At 72.9% G+C, this 17512-nt stretch carries 19 protein-coding genes; 16 read left to right on the forward strand and 3 right to left on the reverse strand.

What is annotated here, in order from left to right; genetic code table 11:
- Positions 1–182: 182 nt before the first annotated feature.
- The 6 genes from ACFYST_RS09055 to ACFYST_RS09080 all read left to right on the forward strand — a co-directional run bounded on the left by ACFYST_RS09055 (position 183) and on the right by ACFYST_RS09080 (position 5751).
- Entirely contained in the window at positions 183–986 is an 804-nt protein-coding gene (locus tag ACFYST_RS09055) for a sugar phosphate isomerase/epimerase family protein (protein WP_387644970.1), read from the forward strand.
- An 89-nt stretch (positions 987–1075) separates the two neighbouring features.
- On the forward strand, positions 1076–1474 hold the full coding sequence (locus ACFYST_RS09060) for a VOC family protein (RefSeq protein WP_387861017.1): 399 nt from the start codon (positions 1076–1078) through the stop codon (positions 1472–1474).
- 14 nt (positions 1475–1488) lie between these two features.
- Positions 1489–2244, forward strand: coding sequence for a class I SAM-dependent methyltransferase (locus ACFYST_RS09065; RefSeq protein ID WP_387861018.1), 756 nt, complete (start codon positions 1489–1491; stop codon positions 2242–2244).
- 38 nt (positions 2245–2282) lie between these two features.
- Positions 2283–3208, forward strand: a protein-coding gene (locus ACFYST_RS09070) for an IS5 family transposase (RefSeq protein ID WP_387861020.1) whose coding sequence is annotated in 2 segments (ribosomal slippage) — positions 2283–2720 and positions 2723–3208 — 924 coding nt in all. Because the reading frame shifts where the segments join, the coding sequence is not laid out codon by codon here.
- Positions 3209–3360: 152 nt separating this feature from the next.
- Positions 3361–5205, forward strand: a complete 1845-nt coding sequence (gene ilvD / locus ACFYST_RS09075; protein WP_387644135.1) for a dihydroxy-acid dehydratase — start codon at positions 3361–3363, stop codon at positions 5203–5205.
- 48 nt (positions 5206–5253) lie between these two features.
- Entirely contained in the window at positions 5254–5751 is a 498-nt protein-coding gene (locus tag ACFYST_RS09080) for a hypothetical protein (RefSeq protein WP_387861022.1), read from the forward strand.
- 7 nt (positions 5752–5758) lie between these two features.
- Here ACFYST_RS09080 and ACFYST_RS09085 read toward each other — a convergent pair whose 3' ends face one another.
- Together ACFYST_RS09085 and ACFYST_RS09090 are read right to left on the reverse strand one after the other, a co-directional pair.
- A complete protein-coding gene (locus ACFYST_RS09085) occupies positions 5759–6787 on the reverse strand; it encodes a hypothetical protein (RefSeq protein WP_387861024.1) in 1029 nt (342 codons plus the stop codon).
- A 127-nt stretch (positions 6788–6914) separates the two neighbouring features.
- Entirely contained in the window at positions 6915–7343 is a 429-nt protein-coding gene (locus ACFYST_RS09090) for a hypothetical protein (protein WP_387861026.1), read from the reverse strand.
- Positions 7344–7487: 144 nt separating this feature from the next.
- Here ACFYST_RS09090 and ACFYST_RS09095 point away from each other — a divergent pair, with 144 nt between their 5' ends.
- The 10 genes from ACFYST_RS09095 to ACFYST_RS09140 all read left to right on the forward strand — a co-directional run bounded on the left by ACFYST_RS09095 (position 7488) and on the right by ACFYST_RS09140 (position 16007).
- Positions 7488–8114 carry a DUF6461 domain-containing protein gene (locus tag ACFYST_RS09095; protein WP_387861027.1) on the forward strand — a complete coding sequence of 209 codons (627 nt, stop codon included), beginning with the start codon at positions 7488–7490 and terminating at the stop codon, positions 8112–8114.
- Between the two features lie 88 nt (positions 8115–8202).
- On the forward strand, positions 8203–9030 hold the full coding sequence (gene proC, locus ACFYST_RS09100; protein ID WP_387644147.1) for a pyrroline-5-carboxylate reductase: 828 nt from the start codon (positions 8203–8205) through the stop codon (positions 9028–9030).
- A gap of 11 nt (positions 9031–9041) precedes the next feature.
- Positions 9042–9692, forward strand: coding sequence for an HAD family hydrolase (locus tag ACFYST_RS09105; protein ID WP_387644150.1), 651 nt, complete (start codon positions 9042–9044; stop codon positions 9690–9692).
- A gap of 97 nt (positions 9693–9789) precedes the next feature.
- Complete coding sequence (locus tag ACFYST_RS09110; RefSeq protein ID WP_387861118.1) at positions 9790–11055, forward strand: MFS transporter; 1266 nt, start codon at positions 9790–9792, stop codon at positions 11053–11055.
- 124 nt (positions 11056–11179) lie between these two features.
- Positions 11180–12364 (forward strand): acetoin utilization protein AcuC, encoded by a 1185-nt coding sequence (locus tag ACFYST_RS09115; RefSeq protein ID WP_387861029.1) that lies wholly within the window; start codon positions 11180–11182, stop codon positions 12362–12364.
- Positions 12361–13248 (forward strand): phosphatase, encoded by an 888-nt coding sequence (locus ACFYST_RS09120; RefSeq protein ID WP_387861031.1) that lies wholly within the window; start codon positions 12361–12363, stop codon positions 13246–13248. The genes ACFYST_RS09115 and ACFYST_RS09120 overlap by 4 nt, the downstream gene beginning before the upstream one ends.
- Before the next feature lie 117 nt (positions 13249–13365).
- Positions 13366–13569: a helix-turn-helix domain-containing protein gene (locus tag ACFYST_RS09125; RefSeq protein WP_035863710.1), complete on the forward strand. Its 204-nt coding sequence runs from the start codon at positions 13366–13368 to the stop codon at positions 13567–13569.
- 123 nt (positions 13570–13692) lie between these two features.
- Positions 13693–13791: a 30S ribosomal protein bS22 gene (locus tag ACFYST_RS09130; protein WP_003948845.1), complete on the forward strand. Its 99-nt coding sequence runs from the start codon at positions 13693–13695 to the stop codon at positions 13789–13791.
- 159 nt (positions 13792–13950) lie between these two features.
- Entirely contained in the window at positions 13951–15006 is a 1056-nt protein-coding gene (locus ACFYST_RS09135; RefSeq protein ID WP_387861032.1) for an NAD-dependent epimerase/dehydratase family protein, read from the forward strand.
- On the forward strand, positions 15003–16007 hold the full coding sequence (locus ACFYST_RS09140; RefSeq protein ID WP_387644163.1) for a lysophospholipid acyltransferase family protein: 1005 nt from the start codon (positions 15003–15005) through the stop codon (positions 16005–16007). Before ACFYST_RS09135 ends, ACFYST_RS09140 begins: the two co-directional genes overlap by 4 nt.
- 77 nt (positions 16008–16084) lie before the next feature.
- Here ACFYST_RS09140 and ACFYST_RS09145 read toward each other — a convergent pair whose 3' ends face one another.
- Entirely contained in the window at positions 16085–17242 is a 1158-nt protein-coding gene (locus ACFYST_RS09145) for a DUF5667 domain-containing protein (RefSeq protein ID WP_387861033.1), read from the reverse strand.
- Between the last annotated feature and the right edge of the window lie 270 nt (positions 17243–17512).

Raw genomic sequence — 17512 nt, forward strand, 5'->3', positions numbered from 1 at the left:
CCCCGCCGTGCGTTGCGCTTAACCTGGTTCGCGTGGCGGATTCAGCGGATCAGCGAAAGCCGAGGCGCGGCCCCCTGCCGTTGAAGGCGGCGCGGGCCGCCCGCGCGGCGCGGCGGAAGCTGGAGCGGCGGCCGCCCCTGCTGCGCACCACGGACCGCCTGGTGCTGCCGCCGCACCCGGCGCTGCACGTGCCGGACACCAAGGTGGCGCTGTCCACGGCCTCGGTGTACCCGTCGACCACCGAGACGGCGTTCGAGCTGGCCTCCCGGCTGGGCTACGACGGCGTCGAGGTGATGGTCTGGAACGACCCGGTGAGCCAGGACGTGGAGGCGCTGCGGCGGCTCTCCGACACCTACGAGGTGCCGATCCTCGCGGTGCACGCCCCGTGCCTGCTGATCACCCAGCGGGTCTGGAGCACCGACCCGTGGACCAAGCTGGTGCGGGCCCGGAAGGCGGCCGAGCGGCTGGGCGCGGACACCGTGGTGGTGCACCCGCCGTTCCGCTGGCAGCGGCAGTACGCCAAGGAGTTCGTGGCGGGCATCGACCGGATGGCGGGGGAGACGCCGGTCCGGTTCGCGGTGGAGAACATGTACCCGTGGCGCTACCGGGACCGCGAGATGCTGGCGTACGCGCCCGGCTGGGACGTCACCGACGAGGAGTACCGGCACTTCACCGTCGACCTGTCCCACGCGGCGACCTCGCGGGTGGACGCGCTGGAACTGGCCGCCCGGATGGGGGACCGGCTGGCGCACGTGCACCTGGCGGACGGGTCCGGGTCCGGCAAGGACGAGCACCTGATCCCGGGGCGCGGCAAGCAGCCGTGCGCGGAGCTGCTGGAGCGGCTGGCCCGGACCGGCTTCGACGGGCACGTGGTGCTGGAGGTCAACACCCGCAAGTCCGGCTCCCCGGCCGACCGGGAGGCCGACCTGGCGGAGGCGCTGGCCTTCACCCGGCTGCACCTGGCGGCGGTCCGGCCCATGATGTGACGGATCGTCAGTTCACGGACCACCGGACAGCCCGGCGGGCCCGCGCCTAGAGTCGCCAGCATGATCGAACACCGAACGGCGGTCCCGGCGTGATCGGCCCCGGCACCCACGTCCGGCTGGCCCGCCCGTCCCTGGACCTGGCGGCCGCCGAACGCTTCTACGTCGAGGGCCTCGGCCTGTCCGTGCTGTGGCGCAGCACCGTGCGGGTGTCCGGGCAGCACGACCTGCTGATGGTCGGATTCCCGGGCGGCACCTGGCACTTCGAGCTGGCCCTCGACCCGGAGCGCCCGGTCGCGCCGTCCCCGACGGTCGAGGACCTGTTCGTGCTGTACCTGGGCGAGCCCGTCGACGAGGCGCTGGTCGAGCGCCTGGTCGCGGCGGGCGGCCGCCGGGTGCCCGCGCACAACCCGTACTGGGACGAGTTCGGGGTGACGGTGCTGGATCCGGACGGGTACGGCCTGGTGCTGTGCTCGCGCACCTGGGGATGACGGGAGACGAATCGATGAGTGACCAGCAGGCCCACGCGAACTCCTTCGGCGCGGTCGCCGCCGAGTACAACGCGGCCCGGCCGTCCTACCCGGACGAGCTGTTCGACGAGCTGGAGCGGCTGTCCGGCCGCCCACTGAAGGGCGCGGACGTCCTGGACGTCGGCGCCGGCACGGGCATCGCCACCCGGCTGCTGGCCGACCGCGGCGCCCGGGTGGTCGCGGTGGAGCCCAGCGACGGCATGGCCGCGGTGCTCCGCGAGGTCAGTCCCGGACTGCCGGTGGTGAAGGCCGGCGGCGACGAACTGCCGTTCCACGACGCCTCGGTGGACCTCGTCACCTACGCGCAGGCGTTCCACTGGACCGATCCCGAGCGGTCTGTCCCGGAGGCGCTGCGGGTGCTGCGCCCGGGCGGGGCGCTGGCGGTGTGGTGGAACATCAAGGACTACGAGACGCCCTGGCTGGCCGCCCACCAGGAGCGGATGGCGGCCACCCTGCCCGGCTACCACTACTACGGCGGGGTGATCGCCGGGCACGAGAAGTTGACCGAGGCCGGCCTGGAGGTCCGCGAGGCCACGGTGCGCTGGGAACGGCAGGTGACGGTCGACCAGCTGATCACCGACCTGACCTCCCGCTCGTACGTCGCGGTGCTGGACCCGGAGCTGCGGGCCCCGATCCTGGCCGCCGAACGGGAGGCGCTGCTCGCCGAGTTCCCGGACGGGCAGCTGGTCGAGCCGTACCGGCTGGAGCTGTTCGTCGCCCCGAAGCCTTAGGCCGTGTCCTGTCGATCAGTTGAGTCGTTGATACGACTATGGGGAGTAGGGGTGATCTGACTGACGGCCAGTGGGAGCGGCTTCGGCCGCTGCTGCCGGTGAGTAACGGGCGTTGTGGCAGGTGGCGGGACCATCGGCAGGTCATCGACGGCATCCTGTACCGGGCCCGGACGGGTGTTCCGTGGCGGGACCTTCCTGAGCGCTACGGTTCGTGGAAGACGGTCCATGAGCGGCATCGCCGCTGGTCGGCGGACGGGACGTGGGAGCGCCTGCTTCAGCGGGTCCAGGCGGAGGCGGATGCCGTCGGCGGGATCGACTGGGACATCTCCGTCGACTCCACCTCGATCCGCGCGCACCACCACGCCGCCGGAGCCCGCCACGCACCGCCGGTCCTCAAAGGGGGCGCCGCGCGCACGGTCGGGAACGCTCAGGTGTGGACGGAACTGTTCAACTGCCTGGCGGGGGTGGTGCGGTCGGCGAGGCCCTCGGACGGTCCCGGGGCGGCCACACCACCAAGATCCACCTGAGCGCGGAAGGATGCTGCCGGGTGCTGTCCCTGATCATCACGCCGGGGCAGCGCGCCGACTGCACCCAGTTCGAGCCCGTCATGGACAAGATCCGGGTTCCACGCCTCACGGTCGGCCGCCCCCGCACCACGCCCGGCAGCGTCAGCGCCGACAAGGCGTACAGCAACCGGCGCACCCGCCGCTACCTGCGGCGACGGGCGATCCCGCACGTCATCCCGGAGAAGGCCGACCAGGCGGCCAACCGCCGCAAGCGGGGAAGCGCCGGCGGCCGGCCGCCCGGATTCGACAAGGAGCGGTACAAGAAGCGCAATGTCGTCGAGCGCGCGATCAACAAGCTGAAGAACTTCCGCGCCGTCGCGACCAGATACGACAAACGCGTCTACGTGTTCCTCGGCACGGTCACGGTCGCCGCATTGGCCATCTGGCTCCGCTCGTGATCGCGCGGACAGAACCTAGGGCCTGTCCGGCCGGACAGGCCCTAGCACCGGCAGCCGCCCGCGCTGACCGCATCGCGGACACCTGGTCCGGATCCGGTCGGCGCGGGCGTAGGCTCGACGGACCCCCGAAATGTCCCGAAGGAGCGGCTCCGATGCCCCAGCTGAGGTCCAACACGGTCACCCAAGGTCGCAACATGGCGGGCGCGCGCGCCCTTCTGCGCGCCGCGGGCGTAGCCCGCGAGGACTTCGGCAAGCCGATCATCGCGGTTGCCAACTCCTTCACCGAGTTCGTCCCCGGCCACACCCACCTGCAGCCGGTCGGCCGGATCGTCTCCGAGGCGATCAAGCAGGCGGGCGGCATCCCGCGCGAGTTCAACACCATCGCGGTGGACGACGGCATCGCCATGGGCCACAACGGCATGCTCTACTCGCTGCCGTCCCGCGACCTGATCGCCGACTCGGTCGAGTACATGGTCAACGCGCACTGCGCGGACGCGCTGATCTGCATCTCCAACTGCGACAAGATCACCCCCGGCATGCTGATGGCCGCGCTGCGCCTCAACATCCCCACCGTGTTCGTCTCCGGCGGCCCGATGGAGGCCGGCCAGGCCACCCTGGTGGACGGCACCGTCCGCAAGCTGGACCTGGTGGACGCGATCTCCCAGGCGGTGAACGAGAACGTCTCCGACGCGGACATCTCGATCATCGAGGAGAACGCCTGCCCGACCTGCGGCTCCTGCTCCGGCATGTTCACCGCCAACTCGATGAACTGCCTGACCGAGGCGATCGGCCTGTCGCTCCCGGGCAACGGCTCGGTGCTGGCCACCCACACCGCCCGCCGCGCGCTGTACGAGCAGGCCGGCCGCACCGTCGTGGACATCACCAACCGCTACTACGGCGGCGACGACGCCTCCGTCCTGCCGCGCAACATCGCCACCCGCGCCGCGTTCGAGAACGCCATGGCGCTGGACATCGCGATGGGCGGCTCCACCAACACGATCCTGCACCTGCTGGCCGCCGCCCAGGAGGCCGAGGTCGACTTCGACATGCGGGCCATCGACGCCATCTCGCGCAAGGTGCCGTGCCTGTCCAAGGTCGCCCCGAACGGCAAGTACTACATGGAGGACGTGCACCGGGCCGGCGGCATCCCCGCCATCCTCGGCGAGCTGTACCGCGGCGGGCTGCTCAACGAGGAGGTGCACACCGTGCACTCCGACTCGATCGCCGAGTGGCTGAAGACCTGGGACGTGCGCGGCGGCTCGCCCTCCGAGCAGGCCGTCGAACTGTGGCACGCCGCCCCGGGCTGCGTCCGCTCCGCCGAGGCGTTCAGCCAGTCCGAGCGCTGGGACACCCTGGACACCGACGCAGCCGGCGGCTGCATCCGCAGCGTCGAGCACGCCTATTCGGTCGAGGGCGGCCTGGCCGTGCTGTACGGCAACATCGCCGAGGACGGCTGCGTGGTGAAGACCGCCGGCGTGGACGAGTCGATCTGGCGCTTCCAGGGCAAGGCCGTGGTCTGCGAGTCCCAGGACGAGGCCGTCGAGAAGATCCTCGCCAAGCAGGTCACCGAGGGCGACGTGGTGGTCATCCGCTACGAGGGCCCCAAGGGCGGCCCGGGCATGCAGGAGATGCTCTACCCGACGTCCTTCCTGAAGGGCCGCGGCCTCGGCAAGGCCTGCGCGCTGATCACCGACGGCCGGTTCTCCGGCGGCACCTCCGGCCTGTCCATCGGCCACATCTCCCCGGAGGCGGCGTCCGGCGGTGCCATCGCCCTGGTCGAGGACGGCGACCCGATCACCATCGACATCCCGGCCCGCACCATCAACCTCGACGTCTCCTTCGAGGAACTGCACGAGCGCCGGCTCAAGCTGGAGGCCGCGGGCGGCTACCGCCCGAAGTCCCGCGACCGCCAGGTCTCGGCCGCCCTCAAGGCGTACGCGGCGATGGCCACCTCCGCCGACAAGGGCGCCGTCCGGGACGTCAGCAAGCTCGGCTGAGGCGCGCCGCCCCGGGGCGGCTCGCTCGGCGTGGCGATAATCGGGCCCGTGAGGACCACCACTGAGGACGCGCCGGCCCCCGAACCGATCCGCTTCTTCGGCACCACCTGGGTCGACCGCGGCGCCGCCTACTGGCTGCGCCGCGTCCTGGTGCCGCTCGGCGCCCTGGCGGCCACCGCCGCCGGGGCGCTGCTGCTGCGTCTGGGCGTCTCCGGCGTCCGGATCTCCGGCGCCGCCCCGCTCACGGTGCTGCTGACGCTCGCCATCGGCGTCTGCACCGCGCTGGCGGGCCTGCGCACCTGGAAGATCCTCACCGAGGGCCGCGAATCGCTCACCGGCTGGATGGCCGAGGACAGATCACTGGCCGGCGTCTGGCTGGTCGGCTTCACCGGCTCGCTCGCCGTCTACTTCCTGCGCAGCCTGGTCGAGGCCCCCGGCGAGGGCCTGCGGCGGGCCGTCCACGACCAGCAGACCGCCACCTGGCAGCGCCGCCGGGCCGCCCGTGCGGAGCGCGACGCCCGCAAGGCGGCCCGGCGGCGGACCTGAGTCACGGTCAACTGCGGCTGGCGGTACCGCACTTGCCGTCGCTGTTCAGCGGCTTGCTCCAGTCGTACGGGTCACTGGTCGGCCCGGCCCCGGGCGAGGCGCTCGCGACGCCCCGGTCGGCCCGGAAGGCGGGCCGCAGGTAGCCGCCGCCGAAGGTGCACAGCGTGTTGGCGCGCTCGCTGGTCCAACTGACCAGCGACACCTTGTCCTTCTTCACCTGGAAGCGCGCCGGGTCGGCGAACCGGAAGTCGATCTTGCGGCGGACGATCTCCCGCTCCACCTCGACCCCACCCGGCTCGGCCCGGACGAAGCCCACCGCCTTCGCACCGGCACTGCCGGACGGCTGCGCCCCGGTGCCGCGGCCCGAGGGCTGCGCCGACGGCGAGGCCTGGCCGACCTTCGGGCCCGGCTTGAGTGCGTAGACGAAGGTGACGTCGGCGTGCACCAGCAGGCCCTGCTCGCCGTCGCCCTCGAAGGTGATCAGGCCCTGCACCTTCACCTGGTCGGTCACCGGCACCGCCCAGTCCGGGTCGAAGCGGCTCACCCAGTTCGCCGGGTCGCGCTCCTCGCTCGGGTGGGCCAGCTCCGACGTCATCCGGTCGCCGGTCTCCCGGTTCGCCAGGTCGAGCGCGCCCTGCGGGTACCCGCCCGCCACCACCTTCGGATCCAGGTTGGTCGCCACCAGGTAGGCCTTGGCCAGCTCGAGGTCCTTGGCCACCCGGTCCTGGTCGAACACCCCGACCGCGGTGGCCTCCGGCAACTTCAGCCCCTCCGGGCCGGCCGGCCACGCCTCGGCGGGCGAACCCGCCCACGGCCGGTCCACCGTCGCGGTCTCCGGCGCCAGGCTCGGCGGCGCGCTGCTGGGCGCCGCCGTCGCCGCACCCACCGACGGCAGCGCCGAGGACTTGGCCACCGGCTGCTCCGACTTCTGGTGGTTCAGCGTCACCGCCACCGTCACTAGCGCCATCGCCGCCAGCCACGCCAGCAGCGCTTTGCGCCCCGGACGCGACTTCTTCGCCGGCTGCTCGTTCTGCACCAACCCCGCGAAGGGGTCCCCCTCTTGTCCGGGGACGCCGTTATCCGGCCCCGGCCCGTCTATTCTCGGCACGGCCGGAAGTATGCCGATCACCTCCGACACGCCCGACACCGGGGGTCGGAAACCGCTACTCCTTGCGGGCCGCCTTCACCGAGCCGACCACACCCGCCACCGCCAGCAGCAGACCCGCGGGCAGCAGCGAGGTGAACAGCGCCACGAACAGGCCCCAGTCGCCCAGCAGCCACAGGTTCACGGTGTTCGCCAGCCACAGCGCCGCGGACGCCGGAACCACCGACTGCCACGGGTGCTCGTCCGCCCAGCGCCGCAGCCGCCGGTCCCCGCTCTTGCGCAGCCGCCCGCCGACCGTGCCCACCAGGAAGAAGAAGAACAGCCCGAGGCCGACCGGCCCCGCCAGGATGTCCATCGCCCAGTGCCCGGTCACCACATCGACCGCGAGTGCGGCGCCGCCGACCACCGCACCCACCGCCGTCGCCGTCCGCCACGGCCCGAGCGTCGCGGCGGCGACGGCGACCTGGCGGTTCTCACGTCCTGACAACTCTCCGTGTCCCATGTCTCCACGGTGCTCCTCGGCCGCCCCGGAATCCAGCATCGGGGCCCCTGAGATTCCCCCTACGGGCCGATACCCGCACCGGCACACGGCCGGTGACGCCCTGTCGGTCCGCCCGGGCAGACTGGCCCGATGACTCCGACCGCGAACGACTACGCCTGGCTCGCCCACTCCCAGTGGTTCGGGCGCTGTGACCAGGACGGATACTCCCTCACCCTGGTGCGCGGCCGCACTCCGCAGCAGGTGCTCGAGGCGATCGGCGCCGTCCCGCAGGGCTTCGGCGACGGCTTCGACGACCTGCTCGACTGCCACGAGGAACTGCGCGAGTGGGTCGACGACTACCAGGACGACTCGTTCGCCGCAGCCGCCGTCACCGTCCCGGGCGAGGGCGGCGACTGGACGCTGCTGCTCGCCCTCGACTCCGGCGTCGGCATCAGCGGCCACCTGCCGGCGCTCTCCGCGGGCGGCGTCACCGTCACCCACGACAGCAACGCCGGCAAGCCCATGCAGCGGTTCACTCACTACCGGGACGGCGAAGTGCTCACCAGCTTCGAGGAGCCCGAGCGGTCCCACGGCAGCGCCCCGGGGGCCCTCGGACCGCTGCTGCGCGAGGTCGGCTACGACGGGTCCGGCAAGCAGGCGGCGTTCTTCGCGCTGGCCGAGCGGCTCACCGGCGTCCGGATCATCGACGAGACCGTCCGCGACGCCGAGTTCCTGCTCGGCGTGGTGGCCGACGAGGAGGAAGAGGGCACCGACTGATCCCGACCGCAGGGTGGACGCCTGCCCCGGAGCGGAGGCGTTCCGGGGCAGGATGGGGGCCAGGAACCGCAGCGCACGGAGGGCCTCCATGAGCAACACCACCACCGCCGGCCAGAAGATCGCCTTCCTCGGCACCGGAAAGATCGGCGAAGCCCTGCTCTCCGGCCTGCTGCGGGCCGGCGCCGACCCGGCCGACGTCATGATCACCGCCCGCCGCCCCGAGCGCGCCACCGAACTCGCCGACCGCTACGGCGTCGCCACGGCCACCAACGCCGAGGCCGCCAAGCTCGCCGACACCCTGATCCTCGCCGTCAAGCCGCAGGACATGGGCACCCTGCTCGACGAACTCGCCGAGCACGTCGCCGCCGACAAGCTGATCGTCTCCGCCGCCGCCGGCATCCCCACCGCCTGGTTCGAGGAGCGCCTCGCCCCCGGCACCCCCGTGGTCCGCGTCATGCCCAACACCCCGGTGCTGGTGGACGAGGGCATGAGCGTGATCTCCGGCGGCTCGCACGCCACCGAGGCCCACCTGGAGCGCACCGAGGCGATCTTCCGCTCGGTCGGCAAGGCGCTGCGCGTCCCCGAGAACCAGCAGGACGCCGCCACCGCGCTGTCCGGCTCCGGCCCCGCCTACTTCTACTTCCTGGTCGAGGCGATGATCGACGCCGGCATCCTGCTCGGCCTGCCCCGCCAGGTCGCGCACGAGCTGATCGTGCAGTCCGCGATCGGCGCCTCGGTGATGCTCCGCGACTCCGGCGAGCACCCCGTCAAGCTCCGCGAGGCCGTCACCTCCCCGGCCGGCACCACCATCGCCGCCATCCGCGAACTGGAGAACCACGGCGTCCGGGCCGCCATGCTCGGCGCCCTGGAGGCCGCCCGGGACCGCTCCCGGGAACTCGCCACCGGCGGAAAGTAGTCTGGAGCAACGTGAGCTACGACCTGCTGATCCTCGACAATGACGGCGTGCTGGTGGACAGCGAGCCGATATCCAACCGGGTGCTCGCCGAGTACCTCACCGAACTCGGCTTCCCCACCACCGTCGAGGACTCCTACCGCGACTTCATGGGCACCGCCGCGCACCACGTCCACGACGTGATCGCGCAGCGGTACGGGGCCACCCTCCCCGAGGGCTTCGACGACCTGTTCCACGACCGGGTGTTCGCCGCCTTCGACGGCGAACTGCGGCCCGTGCGCGGCGCCGAGAAGTTCCTGACGCACCTCCAGGAACGCGGCATCCGCTACTGCGTCGCCTCCTCCGCCCACCACTCCTGGATCCGCACCGCGCACCGCCTCACCGGCCTGTCCGGGTACTTCACCGACGAACTGCTGTTCTCCGCCCAGGACGTCGGCATCGGCAAGCCCGCCCCCGACCTGTTCCTGCACGCCGCCCGCACCATGGGCGCCGACCCGGCCCGCTGCCTGGTCCTGGAGGACAGCGCCAACGGCGTCCTCGCCGCCCGCGCCGCCGGAATGGACGTGTACGGGTACGCCGCACTCACCGACCCCGAGAAGCTCAACTCCGCTGGAGCCACCGGCCTTTACGCCGACCTGCAGGGGGCGGTCGATCTTCTGAACTGATCGCGCGCGACCCCTCCCGCCGACGCCGCCCACCGCCTACGCTCTGGCCCAACGTCCTTCGTACCGGCCGGTAGCGTCGGTGGTGAGCGAGGTTTTGATGCAGGCCGAACCGACCCCCCGGCTCCGCCAGGCCCGGGCCGCGCTCGCCGTCTCGTTCTTCCTCCAGGGCACCACCTTCGCGCTGCTGGTGGCCTGCATTCCCGAACTCCAGAAGCGCTACGGCCTCAGCGACGGCCTGCTGCCGGTCTTCCTGGCCGCCGTCCCGATCCTGGCCGGTATCGGCTCGATCGGCTCCGAGGCACTGGTCAAGCGCACCACCGCACGTGGCGTGCTGCGCGTCGTCCAGCCCGCCGTCTGCCTCACCCTCGCGCTCACCGGCCTCGGCAACCAACTGTGGCAACTCGCCATCGCCCTCGGCCTGTTCGGCCTCCTGGTCGGCGCCCTCGACGCCTCCATGAACATGCTCGGCGTCGGCCTCCAGCACCGCTACGGCCGCAGCATAATGATCGGCTTCCACGCCGCGTTCAGCCTCGGCGGCATCCTCGGCGCCGCACTGGCCGGCCTCGGCGCCCACTGGGACGCCGGCCTGCCGCTGCTGTTCGGCGGCGCGGCCGCCCTGCTGATACCCGCCGCCTTCGTCGTCGGCCGCCACTTCGCCGGCCCCGCCGAACTCGGCGACGCCGTCCGGGAAGCCGCCGAACTTGCCGCCCGCCGCATCCCCTGGCGGCCGCTGCTGCCGCTGTGCGCCGCGATGGCCTTCGCCTACATCGCCGACGCCTCGGTCTCCAACTACAGCGTCAAGTACCTCACCGACGGCCTCGGCAGCCGCGAGGACCTCGCCAAGCTCTCCTATCTCGGCTACATGGTCGCCATGCTGCTCGGCCGCGCCGTCGGCGACCGCGCCGTCCAGCGCTTCGGCGCGACCGCCGTCGTCCGCACCGGCGCGAGCCTGGCCGGCGCCGGCTTCCTGCTCGCCGCCACCGCCCCCAGCACCTCGGCCGGCATCCTCGGCTTCACCGTCCTCGGCTTCGGCATCTGCGCGATCATCCCCCAGGTCTTCGCCGCCGGCGGCCGTCTCCTCCCGCACGCGAGCGACGCCGCCGTCGCCCGCCTCAACCTCTTCAACTACGCCGGCTTCCTGATCGGCTCCCCCCTCGTCGGCACCCTCGCCGAACTCTCCAACTACCGCTGGGCCTTCGGCGCCCCCATGCTCCTGATCCTCGCGATCATCCCGCTCGCCCCGCACTTCGCCCCGGCGGCGAAGCAAGTGGTTGCGCACACAGAGCCGCAGGCGGGTGCGCAACCGGGGGCGCGGGTGGGTGCGAAACCGGGGGCGCGGGGAACTGCGCGAAACGGAAGCTGACCGGCGGAAAGATCGCGCCACGGACAATGACTTGCACGTGAGCGCGCCCCCGCAGGTGCCCAGGATTCGCGCCTCGTCCCATACCCTCGCGCCCCCGCCTGACCCGCCCCGATACGGTGGCCCCATGGCGGAAACTTGCGGACTGCACCTGTTCTGGGACGAGGACGAAACCGGCTACGACTTCGGACCGGGCCACCCCATGGACCCGACCCGTCTCGCCCTGACGATGCGTCTGATCGAATCTCTCGGCCTGACCAAGCAGCCGTCCGTGACGGTGCGTTCGGCCCCCGCCGCCGGTGACTCCACGCTCCGGCTGGTGCACACCGCCGACTACCTCGCCGCGGTGAAGCGCGCCGCCGCCGACCCGTCCGCCACCGATCCGGCGCACGGTCTCGGCACCGACGACAACTGGTCGTTCCCCGCGCTGCACACCGCCTCCGCGCTGATCGCCGGCCAGTCGGTGGCCGCCGCCGAGGCGGTGTGGCGCGGACAGACCCCGCACGCCGTCAACTTCGCGGGCGGACTGCACCACGCCATGCCCGGCCAGGCGTCCGGGTTCTGCATCTACAACGACCCCGCCCTCGCCATCGCCCGCCTGCTGGAACTGGGCGCGGAACGGGTCGCCTACATCGACGTGGACGTCCACCACGGCGACGGCGTGCAGCAGGCGTTCTGGAACGACCCCCGGGTGCTCACCGTCTCGGTGCACGAGAGCCCCAGCACGCTGTTCCCGCAGACCGGCTGGGCCACCGAGACCGGCGGCCCGGACGCCGTGGGCACCGCCGCCAACCTGGCGCTGCCGGCCGGCACCGGCGACGCAGGCTGGCTGCGCGCCTTCCACGCCGTCGTCCCGGACCTGCTGGCCGCGTTCCGCCCGCAGGTGATCGTCAGCCAGCACGGCGCGGACACCCACATCGAGGACCCGCTCGCCCATCTGGCCGTCACCGTCGACGCCCAGCGCCTGATGGCCGAGTCGGTGCACCGCCTGGCCCACCAGTACGCGGACGGCCGCTGGGTGGCCACCGGCGGCGGCGGGTACGCGGTGGTCGACGTGGTGCCCCGCACCTGGACCCACCTGGTGGCCACCGCCGCCGGGAACCCGGTCGACCCGGCCACCGAAACCCCCGAGGATTGGCGCGCCGAGGTCTACCGGCTGACCCGCCGCCCCGCCCCGCTGCGGATGACCGACGGCGCCACCCCGCACTGGGCGGACTTCCACGACGGCGGCTACGACCCCGCCGACCGCCTCGACCAGGCCGTCCTGGCCACCCGCCGCGCCGTCCTCCCGCACCACGGACTGATCCCGTGACCGCCCGATGGGGGCACCTCCCGGCCGCCAAGGCGGGGGGAGATCTCCGCGCCCACCTGCTGAAGCACCGGCTGGCCGGCCCGGACGTGCCCACGCCCCGGCAGAACAACCTGCGCCACTACCGGCTCTTCGCCCAGGGCGACCCCAAGGCGCTGATGGGCCTCGGACCGGAGCCCCGTCGCGACCCGGACGCGGTGCTGCGCCTGATGGCCGAACGCGTCGGCGTGCACCCCGACCCCCGGTACACCGAGGGCCCCGACACCATCGACCCCGACCTCACCATCGCCGCCCTGGACCGCCTCGCCCTGCTGCTGCGCCGCACCGCCGCCCGCCGCGGCAGCGTGCTGGCCGGCACCGGGCACCCGACCAAGCTGGCGGGCTTCCACGGGGCGCTCGCAAGGGCGCTCGAAGCCGCGGGCTGCCCCGTGCACACCCCTGCGCGGGGCGTGCGCTTCCGTGAGCCCACCCCGGACGGTGACCGCCCCCGTTACCTCGACGTGGTCGACCGGGTGCTGGTGGTGCGCGCCTTGGACGGCCCCGACCGCCCCGACCGCCCCGGCCGCCCGGGCCGCCCGGCTGTTGGCGAACTCGCCCACACGCACTCCCCGCTGCCCGTCCGACTCGCCCTGACCGCCCTCGCCGACGCCGGGCACCGCCCGCCCGACCTGGTCCTGGGCGACCACGGCTGGCTGTGCGGCGCCGGCCGCCTCGGCATCCCGGCCGGCGGCGTCGCCGACTGCAACGACGTCGCCCCGTTCGCCGCCGAGGCGGACGGCCTGGTCGCCGTGGTCGTCCCGCTGGAGGACGGTTCGGACCCGTCCTGCTACAGAGCGCTGAGCGACTACGTACTGCAACGGGCGGATCTCGCACCGTACAACAGTTGACGGCCACCCTCTTCCCACCCGTACCACCCATAACTACTCTGGGGATACACGTGTGCCGGTGGAGTCACCGGAGGGGAAGCCGGTGCCTTGCACACGGGTAAGGGTCGGGTGAGGGTCATGAGCGAGCGTCCCCTGCAGGATGTGGTCTTCCTGACCGTCGCCGAGGTCGCCTCGGTGATGCGGGTCTCGAAGATGACGGTCTACCGCCTGGTGCACAGCGGCGAACTTCCGGCCATCAGGGTCGGACGCTCGTTCCGGGTGCCCGAGCAGAAGGTGCACGAATACCTTCAGGAGTCCTACGTGCGGCTGCAGAGCGCGTAGTCCAGAAAGGCCGACGGACTCCGATTACGGCAAACGCGAGGTGGACGGTAGGCTAGGCCCTCCGTCAGTCGTATGGACTCCCGTTCCTCACGGGCGCGGGTCCGAGTGAGCGAGGAATGTTCCGTGGGCTCTGTCATCAAGAAGCGTCGCAAGCGTATGGCCAAGAAGAAGCACCGCAAGCTTCTGAAGCGCACTCGCGTGCAGCGTCGCAACAAGAAGTAACACCGCCTGCGGTCGCCTCGCGCCGCCAGGTTTCACCACTGCCCGTCCCCGGATGATTTCCGGTGGCGGGCAGTGGCGTTTCCGCTCCCGCCTTCGCGGCGCGGTACGGTGCAGCCCAGGGGGAAGGCAGCAACGGCAGCCATGGGAGGTCGCGGCAACGTGGGCAGGGTCGTGCTCGTCACCGGCGTGTCGCACCGGCTCGGTGCGCGTTTCGCCGGGCAGATCGCCGAACAACCGGGCGTGGACCGGGTGGTGGGAGTGGACGCCGGCCCGCCGCCGGCCGTGCTGCCGTCCGGCGTCCAGTACGCGCAGGTCGACCTGCGCCGGCCGGCGATCGCCCGGGTGATCGCCGAGCACGAGGTCGACACCGTGGTGCACCTGCATGTCACCGCGCTCGGCCACGGCGGCCGGGCGCTGGTGAAGGAGACCAACGTCATCGGCACCATGCAGCTGCTCGGGGCCTGCCAGAAGGCCCCCGGCGTGCGCCGCCTGGTGGTGAAGTCGACCACCGCCGTCTACGGCTCCGCGCCGCGCGACCCGGCGGTGTTCGGCGAGCGGATGCAGCCGAAGGCGCTGCCGGCCGGCGGCTTCGCCCGGGACGCCGCCGAAGTGGAGGGCTACGTACGGGGGTTCGCCCGCCGCCGCCCCGACGTCGCCGTCACGGTGCTGCGGTTCGCCAACATCCTCGGCCCGCACGGCGACACCCCGCTGACCGCGTACTTCCGGCTGCCGGTGCTGCCGACCGCGCTCGGCCACGACCCGCGCCTGCAGTTCGTCCACGAGGACGACGCGCTGGAGGTGCTGCGGATGGCCGCGCTGGACGCGCCGACCGGCACCTACAACGTGGCGGGCGACGGCGTGCTGCTGCTCTCCCAGTGCGCCCGCAGGCTCGGCCGGCCCACCGTGCCGCTGCTGCGGCCCGCGCTCGGCCTGGTCGCCCAGCTGGCCCGGCAGCTGACCGCCCCCGCGGACCGCGCGTTCTCCCAGGAACAGCTCCAACTGCTCACCCACGGACGGGTGGTGAGCACCGCGCTGCTGCGCGACACCTTCGGCTTCACGCCCCGCTGGACCACCTCCGAGGCGTTCGCCGACTTTGCCGCGCACGTGGTGCCCGGCCCGCTTCCGCCGGCCCGGCTGACCGCCGTCACCGACCGGCTCACCGATCTGCTCGCCGACCACCGTCCCACCCAGCCCGAGGAGTTGAGGCCGCGATGACAGCCGCGCGGGAGCCCGCCGACCCGGCGGCCAAGGTCATCCCGATCGAGTCCGCGCCGAGCTGGTCCGGCCCCGATCCGCGCCCGGCGCTCGCCGACCGGCTGGCCGACAGCGTCGGCGCGGCCCTCTCCGGCCGGCTCGGCGCGACCGCGACCCAGCTGTTCGGCAAGGGCTGGGAGCAGCGCGCCGCCGGCGGACTCGGCTTCCTGCGCCGCCGGTTGACGGGCGACTACGAGGTCGACGACTTCGGCTTCGACCGGGAGCTGACCGAGGAGGTGTTCCTCGCGATGCTGCGGCCGCTGGCGGAGAAGTACTTCCGGATCGAGGTCCGCGGCACCGAGCACATCCCCGCCGAGGGCGGCGTGCTGATCGTCGCCAACCACTCCGGCACCATCCCGCTGGACGCGCTGATGACCCAGGTCGCGGTGCACGACCACGCCGACCGGCACCTGCGGATGCTGGCCGCCGACCTGGTGTTCGTGCTGCCGGTGGTCAACGAGCTGGCCCGCAAGGCCGGGCACACGCTGGCCTGCAACGAGGACGCGCAGACGCTGCTGGAGCGCGGCGAGGTGGTCGGGGTCTGGCCGGAGGGGTTCAAGGGCATCGGCAAGCCGTTCGCCGACCGGTACAAGCTCCAGCGGTTCGGCCGCGGCGGCTTCGTGGCGTCCGCGCTGCGGGCCGGGGTGCCGATCGTGCCGTGCTCGATCGTCGGGGCGGAGGAGACCTACCCGATGATCGGCAACTTCCGGACGCTGGCCCGGCTGCTCGGCCTGCCGTACGTGCCGATCACGCCGACCTTCCCGTGGCTGGGCCCGCTCGGGGCGATCCCGCTGCCGACCAAGTGGACCATCCAGTTCGGCGAGCCGATCCCGACGGACAGCTACCCGAAGGACGCCGCCGACGACCCGATGCTGGTGTTCAACCTGACCGACCAGGTGCGGGAGACCATCCAGCACACGCTGTACAAGCTGCTGGTGCAGCGCCGCTCGGTCTTCGGCTGACGGGCTGACGGGCCGGCGGGCCGATGCTTCGCCGATCGCCCCGCGCCCCCGGTGCGGGGCGCGGGGCGATCGGGGGCTCAGCCGAGGGTGAGCCCGGGCAGCAGCCCCGGGAGGAGCGGCGGGAGGTTGAGGCCCTGGTTGCCTCCCGGGGGCGCGGCCGGTGAGGCCGACGGGGCCGGAGCGCCGCCCTGGGCCGGCGGGGCGGTCGGCGAGGGCGCGGAGCCGGTGAGGCCGCCCAGCAGGTCGCCCAGACCGGGCTTGGCGGACGGGCTGGCCGACGGGGTGGCCCCCCGCGCGGACGACCCGTCGGCCGGGCCGCTCCCGGTGCCGCCGTTGGCGCCCGTGGTGGTGCCGCCCGGCTGCTGCTGGCCGGCCCCCGTGCCGGAACCGCCGGTGGTTCCGCTGCCGTCGCTGCCCTGGCCGGAAGGCTGCACCAGCCGCAGGGGCGCGACGTCCTCGCTTATGTCGCTGAACAGGCGGTCCACCTTGTCGGCCTGGCCGGCCAGGCCGGACGGCAGCCGGGACTGCAGGGCCGACCAGCGCTCGTCCTGTCCGGCGAAGCCGGCGAGTTGGCGCATCGGGGCGAGCGAGCCGTTGGAGCGGTAGACCGCGCGCAGCAGGGCGCGGCCGCGCAGCGCCTCGGCGTGCATGTCGTCGAGGGCGCGGCGGACCTGGTCGACCGTGGCGGGGCTGAGCGTGTTGCCCGGGTCGGTGCGGCCGACCAGCGACTGCGCCTCGTCGAGCCGGGTGGAGGCCTGCTGGAGGAGCAGGGCGCCGCGCTCGGAGTCGCTGTCGGCCAGGTCGAGGCGCAGCCCTTCGAGGCCGCGCTTCATGCCGTACAGGGCGTCCCCGGGCAGGGCGTTGGTGGAGGCCGCGGCGACCCCGCCGAGGGAGCCGACGGCGACGCCCGCGACCAGTCCGCCGATGGCCAGGCGGCGGCCCCACCGGGTGCGGCGGGTGCGCCTGGCGCGCTGGACGGGGAGGACCGCCGTGGGGGCGCCTTCGGCCCACTGCTGTTCGAACGCGGCCATCAGCCGGGCGCGTTGGACCGTCCGCGTCTCGGCGGCGATCCCGGGGGCGGGGAGCGCGCCGAGGGCGTCGGCCATGGTGAGCAGCTCGGTCATGGCGGTGGAGCCGGCCCGGTGCGCGCCGCTGCTCCGGTGGTCACTCTGGTGGGCCTCCAGCGCCTCGGCGAAGGACTTCGCCCGCCGGTGCTCCAGCACATTTGCCGTCACGGGCCACACCTCCCTTCGTCGTTTTCGACACCGTGGCCCGTCGGTTGGTTGTCCCGACAGGCCGAAACCACACCATCGGGTGGCAGCTCGAAATCCCACTTGACTGCGGGCCCGGTGGCGGGATGCACGCTGGCCAACGAGCGGTGTCGGGAGTCGGTTACGCACGACCCCCCTGGCGTATTAAGCAGAGCAGATGACCGTCCCATCACCCGGACGGGCAAGCGCCCGCGCGGGGTTGACGGCGCATCACGGCCCGGGCGATCCGGCTGC

This window comes from Kitasatospora sp. NPDC004614, assembly GCF_042873675.1.
Classification (GTDB): Bacteria; Actinomycetota; Actinomycetes; order Streptomycetales; family Streptomycetaceae; genus Kitasatospora.

Excerpts from the sequence above, each read along its gene's own strand:
- ACFYST_RS09065 (WP_387861018.1), top strand. The coding sequence starts at position 1,489 with ATGAGTGACCAGCAGGCCCACGCGAACTCCTTCGGCGCGGTCGCCGCC.
- ilvD (WP_387644135.1), top strand. The coding sequence starts at position 3,361 with ATGCCCCAGCTGAGGTCCAACACGGTCACCCAAGGTCGCAACATGGCG.
- ACFYST_RS09095 (WP_387861027.1), top strand. The coding sequence starts at position 7,488 with ATGACTCCGACCGCGAACGACTACGCCTGGCTCGCCCACTCCCAGTGG.
- proC (WP_387644147.1), top strand. The coding sequence starts at position 8,203 with ATGAGCAACACCACCACCGCCGGCCAGAAGATCGCCTTCCTCGGCACC.
- ACFYST_RS09110 (WP_387861118.1), top strand. The coding sequence starts at position 9,790 with ATGCAGGCCGAACCGACCCCCCGGCTCCGCCAGGCCCGGGCCGCGCTC.
- ACFYST_RS09115 (WP_387861029.1), top strand. The coding sequence starts at position 11,180 with ATGGCGGAAACTTGCGGACTGCACCTGTTCTGGGACGAGGACGAAACC.
- ACFYST_RS09125 (WP_035863710.1), top strand. The coding sequence starts at position 13,366 with ATGAGCGAGCGTCCCCTGCAGGATGTGGTCTTCCTGACCGTCGCCGAG.
- ACFYST_RS09140 (WP_387644163.1), top strand. The coding sequence starts at position 15,003 with ATGACAGCCGCGCGGGAGCCCGCCGACCCGGCGGCCAAGGTCATCCCG.